At 54.7% G+C, this 20383-nt stretch carries 18 protein-coding genes and 1 tRNA gene; 4 read left to right on the forward strand and 15 right to left on the reverse strand.

Going from position 1 to position 20383, the window contains the following annotated elements; genetic code table 11:
- Positions 1-10 precede the first annotated feature (10 nt).
- Positions 11-961 (forward strand): carbohydrate kinase family protein, encoded by a 951-nt coding sequence (locus tag TH468_RS13280; protein WP_085644866.1) that lies wholly within the window; start codon positions 11-13, stop codon positions 959-961.
- On the opposite strand, the gene TH468_RS13285 is transcribed toward TH468_RS13280, so the two are convergent.
- The 7 genes from TH468_RS13285 to TH468_RS13315 all read right to left on the reverse strand — a co-directional run bounded on the left by TH468_RS13285 (position 958) and on the right by TH468_RS13315 (position 9219).
- The gene (locus tag TH468_RS13285) at positions 958-1815 is read right to left on the reverse strand and encodes a type 1 glutamine amidotransferase (protein WP_085644868.1); all 858 of its coding nucleotides are present in this window, start codon (positions 1813-1815) and stop codon (positions 958-960) included. The genes TH468_RS13280 and TH468_RS13285 overlap by 4 nt on opposite strands.
- 46 nt (positions 1816-1861) lie before the next feature.
- Complete coding sequence (locus TH468_RS13290) at positions 1862-3031, reverse strand: iron-containing alcohol dehydrogenase (RefSeq protein WP_085644870.1); 1170 nt, start codon at positions 3029-3031, stop codon at positions 1862-1864.
- 29 nt (positions 3032-3060) lie between these two features.
- On the reverse strand, positions 3061-4452 hold the full coding sequence (locus TH468_RS13295) for an aldehyde dehydrogenase family protein (protein WP_085644872.1): 1392 nt from the start codon (positions 4450-4452) through the stop codon (positions 3061-3063).
- Between the two features lie 84 nt (positions 4453-4536).
- A complete protein-coding gene (locus TH468_RS13300) occupies positions 4537-5904 on the reverse strand; it encodes a glutamine synthetase family protein (protein WP_062949094.1) in 1368 nt (455 codons plus the stop codon).
- 261 nt (positions 5905-6165) lie between these two features.
- A complete protein-coding gene (locus TH468_RS13305; protein ID WP_085644874.1) occupies positions 6166-7218 on the reverse strand; it encodes a TRAP transporter substrate-binding protein in 1053 nt (350 codons plus the stop codon).
- Between the two features lie 169 nt (positions 7219-7387).
- The gene (locus TH468_RS13310) at positions 7388-8713 is read right to left on the reverse strand and encodes a TRAP transporter large permease subunit (RefSeq protein ID WP_085644876.1); all 1326 of its coding nucleotides are present in this window, start codon (positions 8711-8713) and stop codon (positions 7388-7390) included.
- Positions 8710-9219, reverse strand: a complete 510-nt coding sequence (locus tag TH468_RS13315; RefSeq protein ID WP_037987544.1) for a TRAP transporter small permease subunit — start codon at positions 9217-9219, stop codon at positions 8710-8712. The genes TH468_RS13310 and TH468_RS13315 overlap by 4 nt, the downstream gene beginning before the upstream one ends.
- A gap of 502 nt (positions 9220-9721) precedes the next feature.
- On the opposite strand from TH468_RS13315, the gene TH468_RS13320 reads away from it, so the two are divergent.
- Together TH468_RS13320 and TH468_RS13325 are read left to right on the forward strand one after the other, a co-directional pair.
- Positions 9722-10603, forward strand: a complete 882-nt coding sequence (locus TH468_RS13320; RefSeq protein WP_168177141.1) for a MurR/RpiR family transcriptional regulator — start codon at positions 9722-9724, stop codon at positions 10601-10603.
- 97 nt (positions 10604-10700) lie between these two features.
- The gene (locus TH468_RS13325) at positions 10701-10943 is read left to right on the forward strand and encodes an Lrp/AsnC ligand binding domain-containing protein (RefSeq protein WP_007089884.1); all 243 of its coding nucleotides are present in this window, start codon (positions 10701-10703) and stop codon (positions 10941-10943) included.
- 77 nt (positions 10944-11020) lie between these two features.
- Here TH468_RS13325 and TH468_RS13330 read toward each other — a convergent pair whose 3' ends face one another.
- Together TH468_RS13330 and TH468_RS13335 are read right to left on the reverse strand one after the other, a co-directional pair.
- A complete protein-coding gene (locus TH468_RS13330) occupies positions 11021-11500 on the reverse strand; it encodes a hypothetical protein (protein ID WP_085644880.1) in 480 nt (159 codons plus the stop codon).
- A 148-nt stretch (positions 11501-11648) separates the two neighbouring features.
- Positions 11649-11741, reverse strand: a tRNA-Ser gene (locus TH468_RS13335).
- Positions 11742-12028: 287 nt separating this feature from the next.
- Between TH468_RS13335 and TH468_RS13340 the strand changes: the two genes are divergently transcribed.
- Positions 12029-12250, forward strand: coding sequence for a hypothetical protein (locus TH468_RS13340; protein WP_085644882.1), 222 nt, complete (start codon positions 12029-12031; stop codon positions 12248-12250).
- Between the two features lie 146 nt (positions 12251-12396).
- On the opposite strand, the gene TH468_RS13345 is transcribed toward TH468_RS13340, so the two are convergent.
- From TH468_RS13345 to TH468_RS13370, 6 genes are all read right to left on the reverse strand, one after another.
- Positions 12397-13572: an MFS transporter gene (locus TH468_RS13345; RefSeq protein WP_085644884.1), complete on the reverse strand. Its 1176-nt coding sequence runs from the start codon at positions 13570-13572 to the stop codon at positions 12397-12399.
- Between the two features lie 52 nt (positions 13573-13624).
- Positions 13625-14656: a GlxA family transcriptional regulator gene (locus TH468_RS13350; protein ID WP_085644886.1), complete on the reverse strand. Its 1032-nt coding sequence runs from the start codon at positions 14654-14656 to the stop codon at positions 13625-13627.
- Between the two features lie 164 nt (positions 14657-14820).
- Positions 14821-16509 (reverse strand): hypothetical protein, encoded by a 1689-nt coding sequence (locus TH468_RS13355; protein WP_085644888.1) that lies wholly within the window; start codon positions 16507-16509, stop codon positions 14821-14823.
- A gap of 204 nt (positions 16510-16713) precedes the next feature.
- Complete coding sequence (locus TH468_RS13360; protein WP_168177142.1) at positions 16714-17316, reverse strand: membrane integrity-associated transporter subunit PqiC; 603 nt, start codon at positions 17314-17316, stop codon at positions 16714-16716.
- 14 nt (positions 17317-17330) lie between these two features.
- Complete coding sequence (locus tag TH468_RS13365; RefSeq protein ID WP_085644892.1) at positions 17331-19016, reverse strand: intermembrane transport protein PqiB; 1686 nt, start codon at positions 19014-19016, stop codon at positions 17331-17333.
- Positions 19013-20299 (reverse strand): paraquat-inducible protein A, encoded by a 1287-nt coding sequence (locus TH468_RS13370; RefSeq protein ID WP_085644894.1) that lies wholly within the window; start codon positions 20297-20299, stop codon positions 19013-19015. Before TH468_RS13370 ends, TH468_RS13365 begins: the two co-directional genes overlap by 4 nt.
- Positions 20300-20383 lie beyond the last annotated feature (84 nt).

Raw genomic sequence — 20383 nt, forward strand, 5'->3', positions numbered from 1 at the left:
GAGCATCATCTTGATCAACCAAGCCAGCAACATCCTTTGCCTTGGTGCAGCCCATTTTGACCGAACCCTGCAATGCACGGAAACATTCGTGCCTGCGGCGTCAAACCCTGTCCGGACCCTGCACCGCAAGCCCGGTGGCGTCAGTCGCAATATCGCGGTTCACCTGCGGTTGCTGGGATGTAATGTCGGCATGCTGGGTGCGGTCGGCGACGATGGCGACGGCGATCAGATCATCCGCTCCTTGTCGGAAATCGGTATCGATACCCGGCAAATACGCAAAATCCCAGGCGGCCATACCGCGGGTTACACCGCCATCCTTGACGAAACCGGTGAACTGGCCCTCGGCCTGATGGATGCCGAAATCTATGACCGCCTGACATACGATCTTCTGGCTGATCAACTGGCAAATATTCAAAACTGGCCTTGGTGGCTGGTCGATGCCAATCTGCCAACCGAAACTCTGATCTGGCTGGCCGGTCAAAAGCGCACATCACGCTTTTGTGCCGCCACCGTATCCCCGTCAAAATCGGCACGCTTCAAGCCACTTCTGGACAAACTTGATGTCCTAATCGCCAACCGGGCCGAAGCAAAAGTTTTATCCGGTATTGAAATCAACGACATCAATGACGCGGTAAACGCGATCAAATCCCTGCGTGATCATGGTATTCCCCATATTCTCATCACGCTGGGTGCCAAGGGTGTCATATCCGCCGATGACCGCGAAATCGCGTTCTGGCGTCCCTTGCCGACACGGGTTGTTGACGTCAATGGTGCCGGTGATGCCTTCTATTCCGGCTTTCTGACGACCTTTAGCAAACCGGGCACCAGCTTTGATGATGCCATCGGCACCGGCCTTGCGATGGCAAGCCTGACCGCCGAAACCGAAGGCACAACCGTCTGGAACATTGATAACAAAACGGTTCAGGAACGCGCCGTAACCGCCTTTAAAGAAAAGATTTAACCAACTTTTCTTCCGACTGAATATTTCAACCAGTTGCCAAGTTCCAGCAATCTGCGTTCATAGCGCAACGCATCATTATCAATGCCATATTGCCATGCCAGATCGCGTCGGCCCGGGTTCTCATGCAATGTCATCCAGTTGGCCGCCATTGTCTCAAGCGCGCCCTGATCGGCAAACAATCCTGCATCAATCAACCGTTGCCCATACCGCCGGAAAATCGCGGCAAGCTCAGCCAGCGTATATTCGGGATGGTATTGCACGCCCCAGAATTTCAGGCCGTCATATTCCATCACCAATGCCTGAATATGGCTGTGTTCGTTCCCCGCAAGGATTACCGCCCCCTTTGGCGGAACCGATACTTCGTCCATATGCACGGTCAGTGCCGAAAAACAAATCGATTTCCCGCGATACATCGGATGCGCAACCCCTGCCCGATTCAGGCGGATCATACGGCCCACGCCGATCTCGCGTCCATTGGGCGATGCACGCACTTCGCCGCCAAAGGCGCGGGCGACAATCTGCATGCCCCAGCAACTGCCAAATACCGGCACACCGGATTCAACCGTCGCCCTGGCCAATGGTAATTGGTTTAAAACGGCATCTTCATCGATATAGGCATTAAGCGCCGAACCGGTCCAAGCGATGCCGTCAAAATCGCCAAGCTTCACACCGTCGGGAAGACAGTCCGGCCCATCATCCGCAGGCCGGACAATCGTAACATCAAGTTCAGGATCAAGGCGTCGCAGGGCCGTTTCATATCCCTCGCCCGATGGCGATCCCCCCAGTGAACGGTTCAATTCATTCACTTCGTGGCGATTGCCATCGACAATCAGGATTTTTCTGACGTTTTCCATGATAATACCCTGATCCCGTTATTGTTCTGGTTATCGTTTCTTGAACTTAGCCAAGTTCGCCGACACAGGCCCGACGGAAGATTTCGGCATAATCAGCCACCGAAAGTTCAATCGGGTTGCCTCCATCGGACGGATCACCCTTGGCTTTGGTCGCGACTTCGTCGGCACGGTTTACGTCGACACCGATTTCCGCCAGCGTATTGACGATGCCAAGACGGATACGGAACGCCAGAACCCATTCAAACAGGGTATCAAAGCCCGGTGCGGCAAGGCCGAGCAAACGGCAAATCGTTTCACAATTGCCTTCAATCGCGCGGCGGTTGGCACGCATGACATACGGCAGAAGGATTGCATTGGTCAGACCATGGTGGGTATCAAAAATCGCCCCGATCGGATGGGCCAGTGCGTGAACACCGCCAAGTCCCTTCTGGAAGGCTGTCGCCCCCATCGATGCGGCCGAAAGCATATCAGCCCGCGCTTCGATATCCTTGCCATCGTCATAGGCACGCGGCAGGGCATCAGCAATCAAACGCATACCTTCAAGGGCAACACCATCCGCCATCGGATGATAACCCGGCGCACAATGGGCTTCGAAACAATGCACAAACGCATCGACACCGGTCGCTGCCGTCACATGCGGCGGCAGGCCAATGGTCAGTTCCGGATCGGAAATCACGATGGCTGGTAACATCTTCGGATGGAAGATGATTTTCTTTTCGTGCGTATCTTCCTTGGTGATCACGCTGGCACGACCGACTTCGGAACCAGTCCCCGATGTAGTCGGAACGGCAACAATCGGCGCGATACCGGCCGGATCGGCACGGGTCCACCAGTCACCGATATCTTCGAAATCCCACATCGGACGGGTCTGCCCCGCCATCAAGGCAACTGCCTTGGCCGCATCAAGGCCCGAACCGCCACCAAAGGCAATCACACCGTCATGACCGCCTGCACGGTAGACCGCCAGACCGTCTTCAACGTTTTTGCCTGTCGGATTGCCTTTCACACCGGCAAACAGCCCTGTCGGAAGTCCTGCGGCTTCGTTTGCGGCAATCGCATCGCGCACCATCGGCAGGTCTTTGAGCCCCTCATCGGTGATCAGCAACGGCTTCTTCATGCCGGTTGCCTTGCAGGCATCTGCCAGTTCTGAAATACGGCCCGGACCAAAACGCACGGAGGTCGGGAAGTTCCAGTTTCCAACAATCTTTTTGGTCATCTCTGTATCCTTTGCGCGCAAACGCGACGTTAAATCTTGGTCCGCAGGTGGAAGCTTTTCGGCCGGGTCAGTGATTCGTAACCCAGTTTCGAAAGCGTGCATCCACGTCCCGAACTTTTCACACCTGTCCAGGCCAGTGCCGGATCAAGGTAATCTGCACGGTTCATGAAAACCGTTCCAGTCTGAAGCCGGTCACCAATCGAAAGGGCAGCATCTTCATCCGCCGTCCAGATCGATGCCGTCAGGCCGAATTCACTGTCATTCATCAGGGCAATGGCTTCCTCGTCGGACGTCACCTTCATGATGCCGACCACCGGGCCAAAGCTTTCCTCACTCATGACGCGCATCGAATGATCGACATTGATCAAAACCTGCGGCGCCAGATACGGGGTGCCTTCCTTGTTGGCGGCAAATTTCGACGGATCGATCAATGCCTTTGCCCCGTCGCGGATGGCATCGGCAATCTGGCCACGCACAAAGGCCGCCGATGACGCCCGCACCATCGGGCCAAGGTTGGTTTCCGTATCAATCGGGCTGCCAAGGCGGTATTGCGACACAAGGTCGGTTGCCTTTTCAACAAAGGCATCAAACACGCTTTCATGGGCGTAAATGCGTTCAATCCCGCAGCACGACTGACCGCTGTTAAAGAACGCACCATCAATGACGTTTTCAACCGCATGATCGATATTGACGTCAGAACGCAGATAGGCCGGGTCTTTCCCGCCAAGCTCCATACCGGTTGCGATGAACTTGCCACCCACCGCTTGCTGAACTGCGTGACCGCCCGGCACCGAACCGGTGAAATTGACGAAATCAACACGGATATCGCCCATCAGTTTTTCCGCATCCGCATGGCTCAGATGAAGATACTGGAACAATCCCTTGGGCAGGCCAGCGGCCTCAAACGCCTCGGCAAAGCGTTCCGCGCAAAGCGGGGTCTGGTGCGAATGTTTCAGCACCACCGCATTCCCCGCCATAAGGGCGGGAACAACGCCATTCACGGCCGTCAGATACGGGAAGTTCCACGGCGCGATGATCGCAACAACGCCCAATGGTTCACGGCGGATGAAACGGTTAAAACCGGCCTTCTCGCCCGGATTGTAATCGCCAAGCGCCTCGGGGGCGATGTCGATCATGTAATCCGCACGTTCCTTGAAACCGTTGACCTCGCCACCAGCCTGCGAAATCGGGCGGCCCATCTGCCAGCTGATTTCAGCCGCGATTTCATCCTTTTTCGCGACAAAGGCGGCAACCGCCTTGCGCAGGATTTCCTGACGGGTTGCGACCGGCACAGTTCGCCATTCGGCCTGTGCGGCGCGGGCAACATCAAGTGCCTTGTTGATCTCGGCAGCACTGGCAAGCGGACGCTCGACATAAACGGATCCATCAACGGGCGAGATGGTGCGTAAACTCTCGGACATAATGCCTCACAATTGGAGAATGAGTTAGGGCGCTAAGATATGTGATCGGGCGCGAAGCGACGATGCGTCGCCGCGTGCAACAGATCAAATGATTTCGAAGTAACGCTGCATTTCCCAGTCGGTAATCGCCTTGCGGAATTCGCGTTCTTCCCATTCCCGCGACTGGGCGTAATGGGTCACGAATTCTTCACCAAACAGTGATTTTGCCGCCTCGGATTTGCGCAAACGTCCGGCTGCCTCGTAAAGGGTCGCGGGCAATGTCGTATCTTCGGGGAATTCCTGCGCATAGGCGTTACCAACGACCATTTCGCCGGGCTCCACCTTGTTTTCAATGCCCCAAAGTCCAGAACCGATGGCAGCCGAAAGCGCGATATAGGGGTTAATGTCCGCCGCAGCAATGCGATATTCAATGCGTTGCGACTTCGCACTCCCCGGAATGACGCGAAGCGCCGTGGTCCGGTTTTCAACTCCCCATGTTGCCGTCGTCGGTGCCCAGAAACCCGGGATCAGCCGCGAATAACTGTTTACCGTACAGGCCACCATCGACAGAAGTTCCGGCATAAGTTTCTGCTGCCCACCAAGGAACCAGCGCATTTCATCGGACATGTTGTGCGGTTTATTGGCGTCATAAAATGCCGCCCGGCCATCCTTGCCCTTTATCGAAACATGCATATGCCCCGACTGCCCCGGCCAATCGGGCGACCATTTCGCCATAAAGGTCGCCATCCATCCGGCACGCTGGGCCAGAACCTTGGTAAAGGTCTTGAACAATGCGGCTTTATCTGCTGCCCTTAATGCATCGTCATGACCGATGGCGGCTTCAAGCACACCCGGGCCAGTTTCGGTATGAAGTCCCTCGATCGGGAAATCCATGCTTTCGCCGAGTTCAAGCAGGTCATGATAGAATTCCGAATGCACGGAATTACGCAGCATCGAATAACCGTAAAAACCCGGCGTGATGTTCTTAAGATTACGATAATTCTTCTCGCGCACAGAATGCGGATCTTCCTCGAACAGGAAAAACTCGAATTCGCAGGCGGCCGAAACGTCATACCCCATGCTATCGGCTTTTTCGAGAACACGGCGCAATGTGCCACGCGGGCAAACGGTTTCCGCCCGTCCGTCGAACTCACCAAGGAACAGGACTGTATCGTCCTCCATCGGCAATTCGCGGCAACTTTCCGGGATCACGCGCACCGGTGCATCCGGATATGCCGTGTGCCAGCCAGTAAACTCGGACTTGTCATAAAGCTGGTCATTTGAATCCCAGCCCAGAACCACATCACAAAAGGCAAAACCGGAATCGAGTGCCGACAGGAATTTGTCACGATGCATGTATTTGCCGCGCATGATTCCGTCGACGTCGAAAATACCGATTTTGACGAATTTGATGTCTCGTTCCTTAATCAGTTTTCGTGCGTCATCGGCGGTTTTGACATCCTTCGCCTGCATCGGCGGCCTCCTGTGATTTGGGCTTTGTTATTGTGTCGGATTGACCGGTTCCTGCCCGTTTATATTTCGCGTCTTGTGACATCTTGGTCTGTAATGTAAATTACAACATTGAACATTTAAACAAATATTTTGCCATTTTGTATTATTTGTTACATGGACAAAACTCGCATAAATACAAAAGAATACCGGTTTACAGGGCAGCAGGTGCCCAATGAAACATCTGCTGCCCTGCCCAATCAAAATTGACCGTTCCCGACGGGCTTAGCTGTAACGATACGGCTTGCCTGCTTTTTCCATCACCGCAGCATACTGCTTGAAGATATCCACGACTCTGGCGCAACGCGGGCTAGTCTGAGCAATCTCGTCCCAGAATTTATGTGCTTCGGCTTCGACCGTCGCCCATTCCGCATCCGGGATCGAGGTCAGCTTCAGCTTCGTACCCTGGGTCCGAAGTTTGGCTTCACCACCCCAGTACCAATGCTGGCGATAATAGTGCGAGCTGTCCATGCACAGCTTGAACAGAACTTTCAGATGTTCCGGAAGTTCGTTCCAGCGTTCTTCATTGGCGAAGAACGAGCCACACCATGCACCGGAAATGTTGTTGGTCAGAAAATAGTTGGTCACATCGGCCCAACCGACCGTGTAATCCTCGGTGATGCCCGACCATGCGATCCCGTCAAGCTCGCCGGTCTGAACGGCAACCTCGATGTCTTCCCACGGCAGGGTGACCGGAACAACGCCAAAGCGCGACAGGAATTTACCCGCCGTCGGGAAGGTAAAGACACGCTTGCCTTTAAGGTCTTCCAGACTGTTGATCGGATCAACCGTTGCAAAATGGCACGGGTCCCACGAACCGGCCGAAAGCCATTTGACACCTTCGACTTCGCTATATGCTTCGTCCCAGATTTCGTTCAGGCCGTATTCTTCAAACAGGACCGGAACGTCAAGGCTGTAACGGGTCGCGAACGGGAAATAGCCGCCAAAGACCGAAATATCCACCGGAGCCGCAATCGAGTCATCATCGGACTGAACCGCATCAATAGTGCCGCGCTGCATGGCACGGAACAACTCGCCGGTCGGAACCAGCTGATCAGCATAGTAAAGTTCGATTTCCATTTCGCCATTGGCGACCTTGTTAAAGGCATCAATCGCCGGTTTGATCACATGTTCGCCCAGCGCCGGACCGGCATAGGTCTGCAAACGCCAGGTGATCTTGGCGTTCTGCGCCTTGACATAAGGTGCGGCAAACGCCGTGGTACCGGCTGCTGCGGTTGCAACACCGGCTTTCTTCATAAAGTCGCGTCTCGTCGTCATTGTATCATCTCCCTGATCGATGAAGTTCGTTAACGCATTAATTAGCTGCCCTGCCCGCCTTACGGGTCTGGCAGCGCCTCCTCTTGTTGGAAATTTAAACCTCCCCTGAATTGATTTTGTTTTGAACGGCGGGGCCTTCTGCGACCCCGCCGGTATCGGGTTCATTTGCTTACCGCGCGTAATGCCATTCCGGCAGCCACAGCGCGATCTGCGGGAACGCCATCACGATGCCAAGCGCCATCGCCATGATGATCACAAACGGTGTGATGGATTTATAGATGTCCTTTAACGTCACCTCTGGCGGGGCCATGGCACGCATCAGGAACAGATTGTAACCAAACGGCGGTGTCATATAGGCGATCTGACAGGTGATGGTATAAAGCACGCCATACCAGACCAGATCGAAACCAAGTGCACCAACCAGCGGCACATAAAGCGGTGCGACGATCACCAGCATCGCGGTGTCATCAAGGAACATGCCCATCATGATGAAGGAAATCTGCATCATGATCAGGATCTGCCACGGGCCAAGGCCCATCTGATCGACAAAGAAGCTTTCAATCGCCCGAACTGCACCGAGGCCATCAAAAACCGCCCCGAAGGCAAGGGCCGCCAGAATGATCCACATGAACATGCAGCTGATCGACAGCGTCTTGCGCAGGGTTTCTTCCATGACAACGCGGGTCAGGCGGCGCTTGAACAAGGCGGCAAGGGTCGCGGCAAGCGCCCCCACGGCTGAACTTTCAACAAGCGATGTAATCCCCATCAGGAACAGACCGGTCATCGAGAAGAAGATGAACAGCGGAACGATCCCGGCTTTCAGCAGGCCGACCTTCTCGCCCCATGAGATTTCCGCGCGTTCGTCCTTGCTTAATGCCGGGCCCATGCTGGGCTGCAGCCAGCAGCGAATGGCAATATAGATGATGAACATGCCCGCCATCAGCAGCCCGGGGAACACCCCCGCCAGCCAAAGCTGCCCGACCGGCTGACGCGCGATCATGCCATACAGCACCAGAACCACACTTGGCGGCACCAGAATGCCAAGCGAACTGCCCGCCTGGATCACGCCGGTCACCATGACCTTGTCATAGCCACGCCGCAAAAGCTCCGGCAACGCAATGCTGGCCCCGATCGCCATGCCCGCAACGCTCAGGCCATTCATGGCCGACACCGCGACCATCAGGACAATCGTCCCGATGGCAAGACCACCGCGGACTGGCCCCATCCAGACATGGAACATCCGGTAAAGATCATCCGCCAGACCGGATTCCGAAAGCATGTAACCCATATAGACAAACAGCGGCAGCGTCAGAAGCGGATACCACTTCATCAGCTTCATCGCGGCACTGAACGCCATTTCAGAACCGCCATCCCCCCACATGCCAAGGGCGAAAACAACGGCAACAAAACCGATGGCACCAAAAACCCGTTTCCCGGTCAGAAGCATCAGCATCATCGTGGAAAACATCAGAAGAGCGATCATCTCGTAACTCATGAAAGGCTCTCCCCGCGGGCGGCTGCCACATCTTTGAAGAAGGTTGCAATTGCCTGCAGCAGCATCATGAACACGCCAAATGTCATGATCGCCTTGATCGGCGACATCGGCGGTGACCACGCGGAATAGCTGGTTTCGCCATACTCGAACGCGTAGGCGGTCGATGACACGCCGCCATACAGCAGAAATGCCAGATAAAAGATCAGAAACAGGATTGTGATTGCATCAAGCCCGGCCTGTTTGCGCGGCGACAATGCGCCATACAGCAAATCCATCCGAACGTGCGAGTCCAGCTGCATGGAATATCCTCCACCCAGCAGGAAATACGACACCATCAGGAACTGAGCGGTTTCCAGCGTCCAAAGGGCCGGAAATTCCATAAGCTTGGTCGCAGCCGAATATAAAAGCACCGCAAGCATCGCAAAGATCAGATACATCGCAAACCGGCCGATGATCCGGTTAACGCAATCGACCCATCTGACGTAGGTCTTGATAAATTCAGGCATCTAACGCCACCCCAACATCTCCCTGTTCTATCGGTCGCAACAGCGGCTGGTCTGTCATCTGCCAATACGACCCCCTCCGTTCGCATCCGAAGGACGCGAACGGCGATATAAAATGCCTTACCGCTCGGAAAAACCCGACAGGTTGGACATCAACACCAAATCTGGATGGAAGTATCCGCAGCCCTGACAACCCATATTGCATCCCCTTGTCTGCACCACCTTTTGCAAGGCCGTACCGTGTGATGAACCGCCTCCCGGGCGACCGACTTTTGCCAAGCCGTTGAATTGTTGCACCGCTTTTTGCGGCACGGGTTTTATCCCCTCTGTAACGAACGTTACATGATTTCAATTTTGATGACAAGAATATCAAATATTGTAAAATTCATTACAATCATTGTATTTGTATGTCAGACAAGGTAAACCGCGCCCGAACAATGCATAAGCGCACTTTGCGGGTGTTTGGCCATTCCGTGTGAATGGCATAACCGGGGAAATATCGCCTTTGGATGCGAAGCAGCAGGCAACGAAACCGACAGTCGCCGAACAGATCACGCAAAAAGCCGATACGCTGACCGCATCGGAACGCAAGCTCGCCCAGGCCCTGCTTGGCAACTATCCGATGGCCGGCCTTGAAACGGTGGCGACCTTCGCCGAACGGTGTGGCGTTTCCGCCCCAACAGTGCTGCGTTTTGCCAGCAAGATCGGCTTTGACAGCTATCCCGATATGCAGGCGCGCCTGCGCGGTGAACTCGAAGCCCGCCTGCAATCGCCCCTAACCCGAAGCAGCCTGCCCCGCTCGCGCAATCATTCCGGCCATCCAATGGGCGAATTGCTTCATGAAATGGCCGAAGCGACCACCAGCAACATCCGCACAAGCCTTGCCAATATCAACCCGGCCGAACTGCAAAGTGCCATCGAACTGATCGGTGATTGCAAAGGATCAGTTTATCTGCTGGGAGGGCGGTTTACATCCGCCCTTGCGGTATATGCCTATGAACATCTGCGCACCATGCGAAGCCACGTTAGGCGCGTTTCGGGGCAAAGTGCCAAATGGGCCGAAGACCTTCTCGATGTCGGCAAACGCGATGTTTTACTGGTCTTTGACGTCCGGCGCTATCAGGCCGATGTCATCGCCTTTGCCGAGGCCGCCGTACGGCAGGACGCCAAAATCATCCTGTTCACCGACCAGTGGCTCAGCCCGATTGCGCAGTTCGCCCGTCACGTCTTTCCGGTGCGTATCGAAACCGGCACGACATGGGATAGCTCGGCGGCCAGCATGGTGATGCTTGAAACCCTGCTTGAAGGGGTCGGGCAGCATAACCCGGAACAGGTGCGTGCGCGCATCAAACATCTTGAAATGCTGCGCCGTCCGCCGCAATCGTAATACGCAGCGTATATTCGCCGCAGTAATGATTGAAACCACCGCCGCACCGCGATAGCTTGGGGCATAATTTTTATCCCCAAATACCGGAGCCGCACCGATGCATCCCTTTTTCATTTTCGTGAAATGCGATCTGGGCAAAGCCTACGACGTTGCCACAGCACTGGTCGAGGAAATCGAAGGGGTCTCGGAAGTCTATTCGATCTCCGGCCCGTTTGAATTGCTGGTCAAGGTCTATATCGAGGACGGCCAAGATATCGGGCGCTATGTGAACGAAAAAATCCATCTGCTGCCCCATATCAAGGATACGCAAACGATCATCACCTTCAACGCCTTCACCTGATCATAAGACCGCAGGCGCAAACAAAAAACGCGGAGAGATTTTCACCGCGTTTTTCTTTATCCATAGCGCATCCGATGCTAGTAGCGCACAACGTCGCGGATCACATCAAGGATGATGTCGGTCCCCTTTTCAATCAGGACCACATCACTGCCGACAATCTGGCGAATGGCATCCGAACGATAAGGCAGGCGTGACCGCAAATCGGCCGGAAGGTCGCGTTTGGCAATCCCCGGGGGCAAGGTACCGCCGCGCTCAAGCTTCATGGCAATACCGGGAGGCAACCCGTTTTTACCCTTGCCGTTGCCCTTGTTCTTGCCGCCCTTCCCACGATCATCACCAGCAATATTCTGATCTACCGCATCAAGAACATCAAGAATGATGCGCCGTTCCTGTTCGCTGAACCCGTTCGATTGCGCAATTTCGGCCCGCGGTGCTACCTGCATCGGGATTGGCTTGGCAGCTGCCGCCGTAACGCTCAGAACCGTCACCGCCAGCATAGTAGAACCAGCAATCAGCAGCGGTTTGGCAATGGATTTAAACTCACCAACATATGTCATCGCAACCTCTTCGGGTTATTGGGCTGATCCATGATAGATGAGGCCCAAGATCACCTTTGGCGACCCCGCCTGTTACGATAACGTTTGAAATGATTGTTTTATTCACAGCCCAAAAGAAAAAAGCACCCTTTTGGGGTGCTTTGATCAATGGCGGACAAGGAGGGATTCGAACCCTCGATGGGGCTTTTGACCCCATACTCCCTTAGCAGGGGAGCGCCTTCAGCCACTCGGCCACTTGCCCTTATCTCTTTGCTGTTCCGTGCGGAACGACGCCTTTCTTAAACATCGCATCATCCCATGTCAATGCCGGAAACAGGCGATCTGGTCGTTTTCTTTTATCAAATCGGGCGAATGAAACCACCAGCTTTTTGAAGGGCTTTGCCATTGCCTTTTGCGGTTGAGGATCAAAAGAGTCTTCAAACCATCATATTGCTGTCATCGCATCGAAAAACTTGGCTGTCATAAGGGCACTGTAAGCTTCTTTTTCCGGTTTGAACCCGTTCGAGACAGAAAGCAGGTTAAAGCATCATGCGCACTATCTATCAGAGCACGGATGACAACGGTCATACCCTTCGCGCCCTGAAACTCAGCAAGGAAGGCCACACAAGCCCGGTCTACCTCGGACTTGTCATTCATGATCGCGAAGTGCTGTTTCGCACCCGTGAAAACTCATCTCGTGAATTTGTCCTGCAAAAGATCAAGGAATTCGTCGCGGCCCACAGCCCGACAGTGAATGCACAACCGGCCTGAGGGCCGGTTTTTTATTACCCGGATATAGCGGCGAGGTCATTCCCGCCCGTGACACCACGCGATACGAGATCGCGCCGGGGCGACACTCCCCGTTCGCCCTGCAACTTGAACCGCCGGTCGTTTGACCGGCGGTTTCTTTAATTACGTCATGCGCCTTGCGTCACCGGTTTGCGCCCCCCCGCCCACATCAGGAAAATGGCAACCAGAAGCACCGGCAAAACACCGAAATTGATGATGTTCCACCCCGCCCCGGCAATCAGCGCACCTGCCACCAGCGATGCCATGGTTCCGGTAATGCTGTTGCCAAGCTCCATCAGGCTTTGTGCATGACCGCGTTCCGATGCGTCATGCCCCTCGCCCAAAAGCGTCGTCCCCGCCAGAAGCATCAGGTTCCAACCGATCCCAAGCAAGAACGAACTGATGAGAAACGCCGAAAAACTGATCCCCGACACGGCAAAGGCCACACTGAGCACCAATGCCAGCGCGCCGGCCACCGCCATCAAACGCGCGCCAAACCGGTCAATCATCGGGCCGGCGACAAAGGCCGGTAAAAACATGCCGATAATGTGCCAGCGAATAATATTCGCCGCCGTATCAACATCAAACCCGCAAAACTTCATGGCAAGCGGTGTTGCCGTCATCACAAGGATCATGATGCCATGCCCCGCCGCACTGATGGCAATCGCCCCGCGCAACCTTGGACGGCGCAACAGTTCCAGCATGACCGCACCACCGGTGCGCGTTTTTGCAGGAACCCCGCCATCACGCAACATCAACATGATCAGGGCTGCGATGGTCGCCACCCCGGCCAATGCCAGATACGATCCGGCAAATGGAATCGCGACCATGTTACGCGTATAGCTGGCAATTTCCGGCGCGATCAGCGCCGCCAGAACACCGCCACCAACCACAAGTGCCGCCGCACGACCTTTCTGATCATCTCGGACCGCCTCAAGGGCGGCATAACGGTAATACATTGCCGATGCCTGATATCCGCCAATCAAAAACGTGCCCAGACACACCAGCAAAAATTCCGCCTGATACACACCACCCGCCACGACAGCACCGCCAACCACGCCGCTCGCCGCTCCCAGAAACAATCCCGTGCGCCTGCCATAATGCTGCATGATCATCGACAGCGGATGCACACAGGCAAGGTTGCCCAGCAACAATAACGCCAATGGCAGGGTCGCCAGTTCCGGCACAGGGGCCAGATCAATCCCGATCAGGGATGTCAGGGTGATCCCGATCAACGAACAGGACCAGTAAAGCGCCTGGGCAATAAACAGCAGACGCACCGATCCATTGGTCAGTAACAGCATGTTGCCAACTCCAATAAAAACAGATGATTACGAAAACATCTTCGCCGTTCGCCTAAACCGTAACGGCCATCGGCCTTCGTCCGAAACGGTCGGCATATTCCTGCGGACTGACCGACAGATGGCGTTGAAAGGCCCGGCGCAGGGTTTCCGGATGCCCAAAGCCGCACAGCCGCGCTGCGCGCGTCACGGTCATCGCATCATCCTGCAAAAGGGCACGTGCGGCTTCAATCCGGACCCGTTCAACATAACGTGCCGGCGTCATGCCAAGATCGCGGGTGAATACCCGCGAAAATGTCCGTGCCGACATCCCCGCACGATTTGCCAGAACCTCCAGCGACAAATCACCGTCCAAGTGGCCCGGTATCCATTCCAGCAGCCCGGCAAGCTGCGCGGTCGCCCCGATGGCAGGCGTCAGATAGGCCGAAAACTGCGCCTGCCCGCCCGGTCGTTTTAAAAACATCACCAACCGTCGCGCCACGGCAAGGGCAATGGCGCGCCCGTGATCGGCTTCGACCAGCGCCAGCGCAAGATCGATCCCCGCCGTGACCCCGGCCGAGGTGAAAATATGCGGATCACCATCAAGACCGTTTGCGTCATAGCTGTGCAAACGATCCTCGGTGACATCAATTTTCGGGAAATTTTTGCGCATTTCATCGCAACGCGACCAATGCGTTGTAGCCATCCGACCATTGAGCAATCCTGCCTCTGCCAGGATCAGCGCACCGGAACAAACCGAGCCAAGTCGCCCGACGTGGCCTTCTGCCCGCGCCAGCCATTCCAGTATATCCCGGCGCTGGCGCAACCGGTTGACACCATCTCCCCCCGCAATCAGGACAGTATCGGTTTCATCCAGATCAAGGTCCCGCCAATCCAGATCGGCATGCAACCTGAATCCGCCCGATGTTGGCACCGGCCCGGCAGCATCGGCAATCACCAGCAACTCATAGGCCCGTTCGCGCCCCTGCCGTTCCAGTTCTGTATTGGCCGATGCAAAAACCTGCAGGGGCCCGACAACGTCAAGGCTCATGACATCGTCAAAGGCAAGACAAGCAATGGTTTTGGTACTGGTTTTGCGATCTGGCATGACAATCCCCGTTCATCAGGAATGCAGCATGCCTCAGGATATCATTGGCAACAATGACAAACACCCCACGAATCTTGCCACAACATCTGTTGTCACAATCTTCGCGGGGTGTGCCTCTTCGCAGCTTTTACTGCATCTCCCCACCAAAATCTGGTCCAGCCGCCCTAAAAACCGCTTCGTTGCAGCAGGGCATAAAAGTCACGTATCGTGCCTTCTCTGGCGGTCAAATCGCTAATGTCATCGACAAGCTTGTCGGTAAAATTGGGTTGCTTCAGATATCCAACAACCCTCTTTCGGGCCATTGATGCCGATTTCCCCTCGATCAGTACGCCACTCGAACAGAATTGTACCAGCATATAGGCGCGCTTGCGCAGATGAAGCGACGGATTGTCAATCCGCTCGATCACCTTTTCACGCACCAAATAATCGGCCAATCCCTCGTCCAGCATTCTTCCGATCCGCTGTTTTTGTTTGTTCGGCAGTTCTGAGGCCAGAAGTGCCTGGTTCATTGCACTAACAGTTACCATTTTGGCGCGTGGCTTCGCATCACTATCGCAGAAAGCCCGCAAACCCTGCATGTCTTTGACTGTACCCAAAAGCAGTTTGAATAACTCATCACTATAGCTCTCGACGATTCCGGAATTGACAACGGCCAAAAGCCAAGACATTTTGCGCCAATTGGCTCGCAAACGTTCGGTGATTTCAGCCACCCCCTCAATCAAAGCCCGCGGACCGCCGATATTGCGTATACGTGCGCCACGCTCGGCCAGCGCGGCGACCATTGGCCCGTCATAAGAAACCCCTTTTTCACTGATCAATCTGTCAAGAATACCCACCATGGGATCGGGGGCATTTTCCCGGTTTATTAGGGTATTGGGACTGCGCAATTCACGAACAATGTAATCAAACATTGCACTTTGCGCGTCGGACAAAAGCCCGGAACCAAATAGAGGGTTAAGTAATTCAAGGACGTCATCGGCGGCTCCGGAATTGCCGCGGGCCCGCCCCATAGCCAAGTCAATATGCAGAATTATAGCTTCACCAAAGCTGCTCGAACTTCCGAGCAGTTCCTTCAGCGCTACAGGTGAACCAAGAATATCCGTAACAACATCGTCCAGAATCTTCCTCGCTGCTTCGTCTTTCTCGTCACCTTTTACCTGCAATGCTAAATCCAGTTTGCCAACCCAGCTACGGTTGGCGGACAAAGCGCGTGTAAATGCAACCATCGTCAGGAAGTCGGTATCTTCCGCAAGTTTCAGGCGGCGAATTTCGTCACGTACTTCAGAAATGGTGGTATTTTCAAATGCTGGAAGATCGACCTTCTCAACCTCGCGGGCACGCGCTGCAAGCTGATCTATTGCTCCATGAATCTTGTCCATCGCAGCCATGTGATCACCATCCGTCGCCCTCGCATGGATGCCCGCCACCTTGTCGACCGCTGTAGGCATCAATGTATCGTGGAACATCAGCTTTCGCAGGTTCTGGTAATTATACATTACCTCGGACGGTGTCAGAATTTCGTGATCGAAATACTTGCGCAGCAGTCGGTTGATAGTGGCCCGGCTTTCAAACTGCATGAGGTCGCCATCGGAATCACACAGGGGAGCGTCGTCAATGTGCGAAATACGCACATCCTGATCATCGCCATCGCTGGAGCCAGCCTTCTCCAGAATTACTTTTTCGACATGCCTGCCTCCGGCACGTTCCCAATCGCGAACGACCCTGACAGCAGAGACTTTTGTTTTTAACAGCTTCTCAGCCTCGCTGAGCGCTTCTCTTTCGACATCAAAGGTCGAATGAATGATCCAGCGGTCCCCTCGCTGGACACGCACTTCAAATGTCTTATTCGACATACCGCGCACTGGCTCCCTAACGTCCTGTTTGGGGCGACATTTGCATGCCATTTAATAGTCAGGCGCATGTCCCAGTTATTATGTTTATGTCCCTTTATAAGGTGAACATTGGGCTAAAAACAATAGATTGAATTCCGTTTCCCCAACAAAAAAACCGACCAAATCAAAGATCGGGAGCCCTCTTCGGACCCGACATATTTTGGGTTACCTGTAAGACTGGGCAATAGAATCACTAAGCCGCCCCAAAAGGTTGCTCATGGCAGCGACAGTTGCCTCGGTTGTTGTATCCTTGGGAGCCACGGAATCGGTAAACCGTTCGGACACGGCGGTTTCACCCGAATTGAAATTGACAATTTTCCAGCGCGCTGCGATCTGAACCGAGCCGTCCGGTTGGCGTTCGAACTGCCCCAGATCAACTACGATCTGCCAAACAACACCGTCGCGCGAGTTCCAAGGGAAAGTCTCGATCCGCTGCGGGCTTAACCGGTGATCCAGATTTTCGATCAGAACCCGCTGAATGTTTTCGTCCAGCGGCTCGGCCCAGCGATCAAACTGGTTAATCACAAGCCGATTGTCACTGCTGCGCGTCACAATCTGGCTGCGATCCAGATGGCTTGGGATGGTGATCGGTCCGACTCCCATCACCGCCGTTCGGGCAACGCCCGATGGGGCGGAAACATCATCCGGGGATAACAGATAATAACGTTCCTGAACCGGTGTGCTACATGCGGACAGGAAGCCAAGCGATGCCGCAAACATTCCTGCGATCAGTCGTTTGCGAATAGTCGCCGTTGCTTTCGGTTTCATCTGCATTTCCTGCATCATTCTTCCTCCCGGCGGCCCGGTTTCCCTAGGATCAGGGCATTCGGATTTTGTTCAAGGAATTCAGCAAGATCGCGCAACGACCGCGCCGCTGCTGAAAGCTCTTTTAGCGTTTCCTCGAAATTGTAACGGATTGGCGAATTCGGCGATGTCACATCACGCACACCACCAAGTGCGACCTGGGCTGATTCCAACGCCTTCTGGGTTGCGGGCAACACGCTGGTATCAAGGTTCGTCACAAGCTGATTTACCCCGGCAGCAGCCTGTTTCAGACTGTTCATGCCTTCGGTGATCGCAGGCGATGTGACGATATTTTCCATCCCCTCGACAGTTCCCAGCAGTCGAATGCCGATTTCCTCAATCGGGAATGTTTCAACTTTTTCAAGAAGCGATGAAAGGGAATTGCTGATCTCGTCGATCTTTTGCGGCAATGTCGGCAATTCTGGAATTTTCCCCTGCGCATCGCCCAGATAGCGGGCTGGTGTCACCGGATACATGCCCAGATCAACAAACAATTGCCCGGTGATAAAGCTCCCGGTTTTCAACCGTGCCCGCAAACCGCGCTCGACCAGAATATCCATGATCTTCCCATAGTCGACATCGGCGCGATCCTCTTTGCCGACCATCTGCACCCGCTCTGGCTCCAGCGTCACTTCAACGGGCACCCGGAACGATTGACTGGGAACAACATATTCCAGATTGACGCTGTTGACCGTGCCTACACGAATGCCATTGAATTCAACCGGAGCGCCGGGAGAAAGTCCGCGGACAGATGAATCGAAATACAGCATGTATTTCTGCGTAATGCCACGCGCAAGAATTTCCGCCTGTTTACGACTGTCATTTAACCGGAATACTGTATCGGGTTTCGCCGTTTCAGTACTCAGGCTTTCATCCGGCGTATAGAAATTGATGCCACCGGCCAAAACTGATCGAACAGATTGAGCTCGCACCGATACGCCTTCCGCATTCAGATCAAGACTGATACCGCTGGAGTTCCAGAAACGCGTATCGCGTTTGACCAATGCGTCAAACGGCTTGCGCACATAAATCGGGATCGACACCTTTTCGGCCGCGGAATCCAGATTGGTATCAAGGACCTCGCCAACCTCGACCCCGCGCAGAAGAACCGGCGTTCCCGACGCGACTGAACCAAGTTCCTCCGCCATCAGGATAAACCGTGTTCCGTCCGACCCATCCGGCACATATTGCGGCTCCTCAGATCCGGTGAATTTGCGCGCCTCCTTGCCCGATTTATCGGGCACGACCTCGATATAGGCCCCGGAAACGATGGTTTGCAGCCCGGAAATCCCCTGTGCCGAAACACGCGGACGCACCACCCAGAATTTGGTCTTGTCCGTCAGATAGGGTTCAAAATCGGTATTCATCCGCATGGTCAGAACGACATGCTGGAAATCGTCGCTCAGATTGATCTCGGTAACCTGCCCGACATCGACATCACGATACCGCACGGCAGTTTTCCCAGCCGTCAGCCCCTCGGCCGTTTCAAACGTCACGGTGATTTCCGGCCCCTTGGCAACCGCATCGCGCCACAAAAGCCAGCCACCGATAATCAGGGCGACAATCGGCACGATCCAGATGATCGGCAGGTTCTGAAATGCCTTTTTCACCTCGGGCCGACCTGGCTGCCCTTGATCGGCATTCCGGTTGGTGTCGTCCGTCATGATGGCATCCCCTGTTCTTTCTGCATTCCCGCCCGATCCCAGATCATCCGCGGATCAAACGCCATTGCCGACAGCATGGTCAGAATAACCACGCCACAGAAGGCCACGGCACCAAATCCCGGTGCAACGGTTGCTATGTTACCCAATTTCACAAGTGCCGCCAGTATCGACACCATAAACACATCAATCATCGACCAGCGACCAATCAGTTCGGTCACGCGATAGATAAAGGTCCGCTCGCGAAGCGGCCCCGAAAGCCCCAATCCGGTCGCGGCATAAACCCAGCCAAGCAGGACGATCTTCATGATCGGCACCACGATGCTGGCGGTAAATACTACAATAGCAATCGGCCACTGCCCGGATTGCAACAACACAAGAACCCCTGAAAGGATGGTATCTGATTCCGCACGCCCCAGATACGTGATCGTCATGATCGGGAAAATGTTAGCGGGGATATAAAGCACGGCCGCCGTCACCAGAAGCGCCCAAGCCCGCGAAAGTCCCCCCGCCTTGCGATGGTGCAAATGCGTGCCGCACCGAGGGCATTTACCTCCACTTTCCGCCGCCGCGCGATCCGTTACGACAAAGGCACAGGTGTCGCACGTCATCCAGCCGGTTGCCTTATCCGGCCCCGAACTTGCGCGCAATTCTTCCAAATCCTCAAGCGTCGTATAACGCAAATCCGCAGGTGCCAGTCGCCGCCAAATCGTTCTCGGGTCAAGAGAGGTGCTCATCAGCAAAGTTGACGGGATCAGCAGACAAACGGCATAAAAGGCAGGGCCGGCAATGACATCGGCAAAATCCGTAAGCTTGGTCAGCGCGACCAGAAGTCCGATCAGAAACACATCCAGCATCGACCAGGGCCGAATAACAGCCAAAACACGCCAGACAGCCCGTAAGCCCGGCACCACGAACCCGAAATAAAGCGGTGCCAGCACATAGATATAAGCCCCGGTCAGCATCAGCGGGGCAGCAATCGACGTCAACGCGACCATAAAGGCCAGAAACGGGAACCCCTCCTGCCAGAACGTCACAACCCCGCTCAGCAGCGTATTGCTTTCGGTGCGTCCTTCCATGGCAAAGGTCAGGATCGGAAATGAATTGGCAATCAGAAACAGGACAAGTGCCGTAATGGCAAAGGCCAGAGGCCGTTCAACCGTACCCTTCTGCGCCTGATACAAGGGCGACCCGCAGCGCACGCACCGCGCCACAAAGCCCGGCGGGATGTCGTCTTCAACATGCAGGTAATCGCAATGCTCACAGGCAACAAGGCGATGCGACATTCAATCTTCCTGTTTCCATAAGGCGTTAGCGCACAGTCTGGAAGTCATGTGAGTAAGCGGCAGAATTCATCCCCTGTCAAATCT

It is taken from the genome of Thalassospira sp. MCCC 1A03138, from assembly GCF_002115785.1.
GTDB lineage: Bacteria > Pseudomonadota > Alphaproteobacteria > Rhodospirillales > Thalassospiraceae > Thalassospira.

Excerpts from the sequence above, each read along its gene's own strand:
- TH468_RS13295 (WP_085644872.1), bottom strand. The coding sequence starts at position 4,452 with ATGTCCGAGAGTTTACGCACCATCTCGCCCGTTGATGGATCCGTTTAT.
- TH468_RS13355 (WP_085644888.1), bottom strand. The coding sequence starts at position 16,509 with ATGTCGAATAAGACATTTGAAGTGCGTGTCCAGCGAGGGGACCGCTGG.
- TH468_RS13330 (WP_085644880.1), bottom strand. The coding sequence starts at position 11,500 with ATGACATATGTTGGTGAGTTTAAATCCATTGCCAAACCGCTGCTGATT.
- TH468_RS13350 (WP_085644886.1), bottom strand. The coding sequence starts at position 14,656 with ATGCCAGATCGCAAAACCAGTACCAAAACCATTGCTTGTCTTGCCTTT.
- TH468_RS13315 (WP_037987544.1), bottom strand. The coding sequence starts at position 9,219 with ATGCCTGAATTTATCAAGACCTACGTCAGATGGGTCGATTGCGTTAAC.
- TH468_RS13290 (WP_085644870.1), bottom strand. The coding sequence starts at position 3,031 with ATGACCAAAAAGATTGTTGGAAACTGGAACTTCCCGACCTCCGTGCGT.
- TH468_RS13305 (WP_085644874.1), bottom strand. The coding sequence starts at position 7,218 with ATGACGACGAGACGCGACTTTATGAAGAAAGCCGGTGTTGCAACCGCA.
- TH468_RS13365 (WP_085644892.1), bottom strand. The coding sequence starts at position 19,016 with ATGACGGACGACACCAACCGGAATGCCGATCAAGGGCAGCCAGGTCGG.
- TH468_RS13310 (WP_085644876.1), bottom strand. The coding sequence starts at position 8,713 with ATGAGTTACGAGATGATCGCTCTTCTGATGTTTTCCACGATGATGCTG.
- TH468_RS13285 (WP_085644868.1), bottom strand. The coding sequence starts at position 1,815 with ATGGAAAACGTCAGAAAAATCCTGATTGTCGATGGCAATCGCCACGAA.
- TH468_RS13345 (WP_085644884.1), bottom strand. The coding sequence starts at position 13,572 with ATGCTGTTACTGACCAATGGATCGGTGCGTCTGCTGTTTATTGCCCAG.
- TH468_RS13300 (WP_062949094.1), bottom strand. The coding sequence starts at position 5,904 with ATGCAGGCGAAGGATGTCAAAACCGCCGATGACGCACGAAAACTGATT.
- TH468_RS13340 (WP_085644882.1), top strand. The coding sequence starts at position 12,029 with ATGCGCACTATCTATCAGAGCACGGATGACAACGGTCATACCCTTCGC.
- TH468_RS13325 (WP_007089884.1), top strand. The coding sequence starts at position 10,701 with ATGCATCCCTTTTTCATTTTCGTGAAATGCGATCTGGGCAAAGCCTAC.
- TH468_RS13370 (WP_085644894.1), bottom strand. The coding sequence starts at position 20,299 with ATGTCGCATCGCCTTGTTGCCTGTGAGCATTGCGATTACCTGCATGTT.
- TH468_RS13360 (WP_168177142.1), bottom strand. The coding sequence starts at position 17,316 with ATGAAACCGAAAGCAACGGCGACTATTCGCAAACGACTGATCGCAGGA.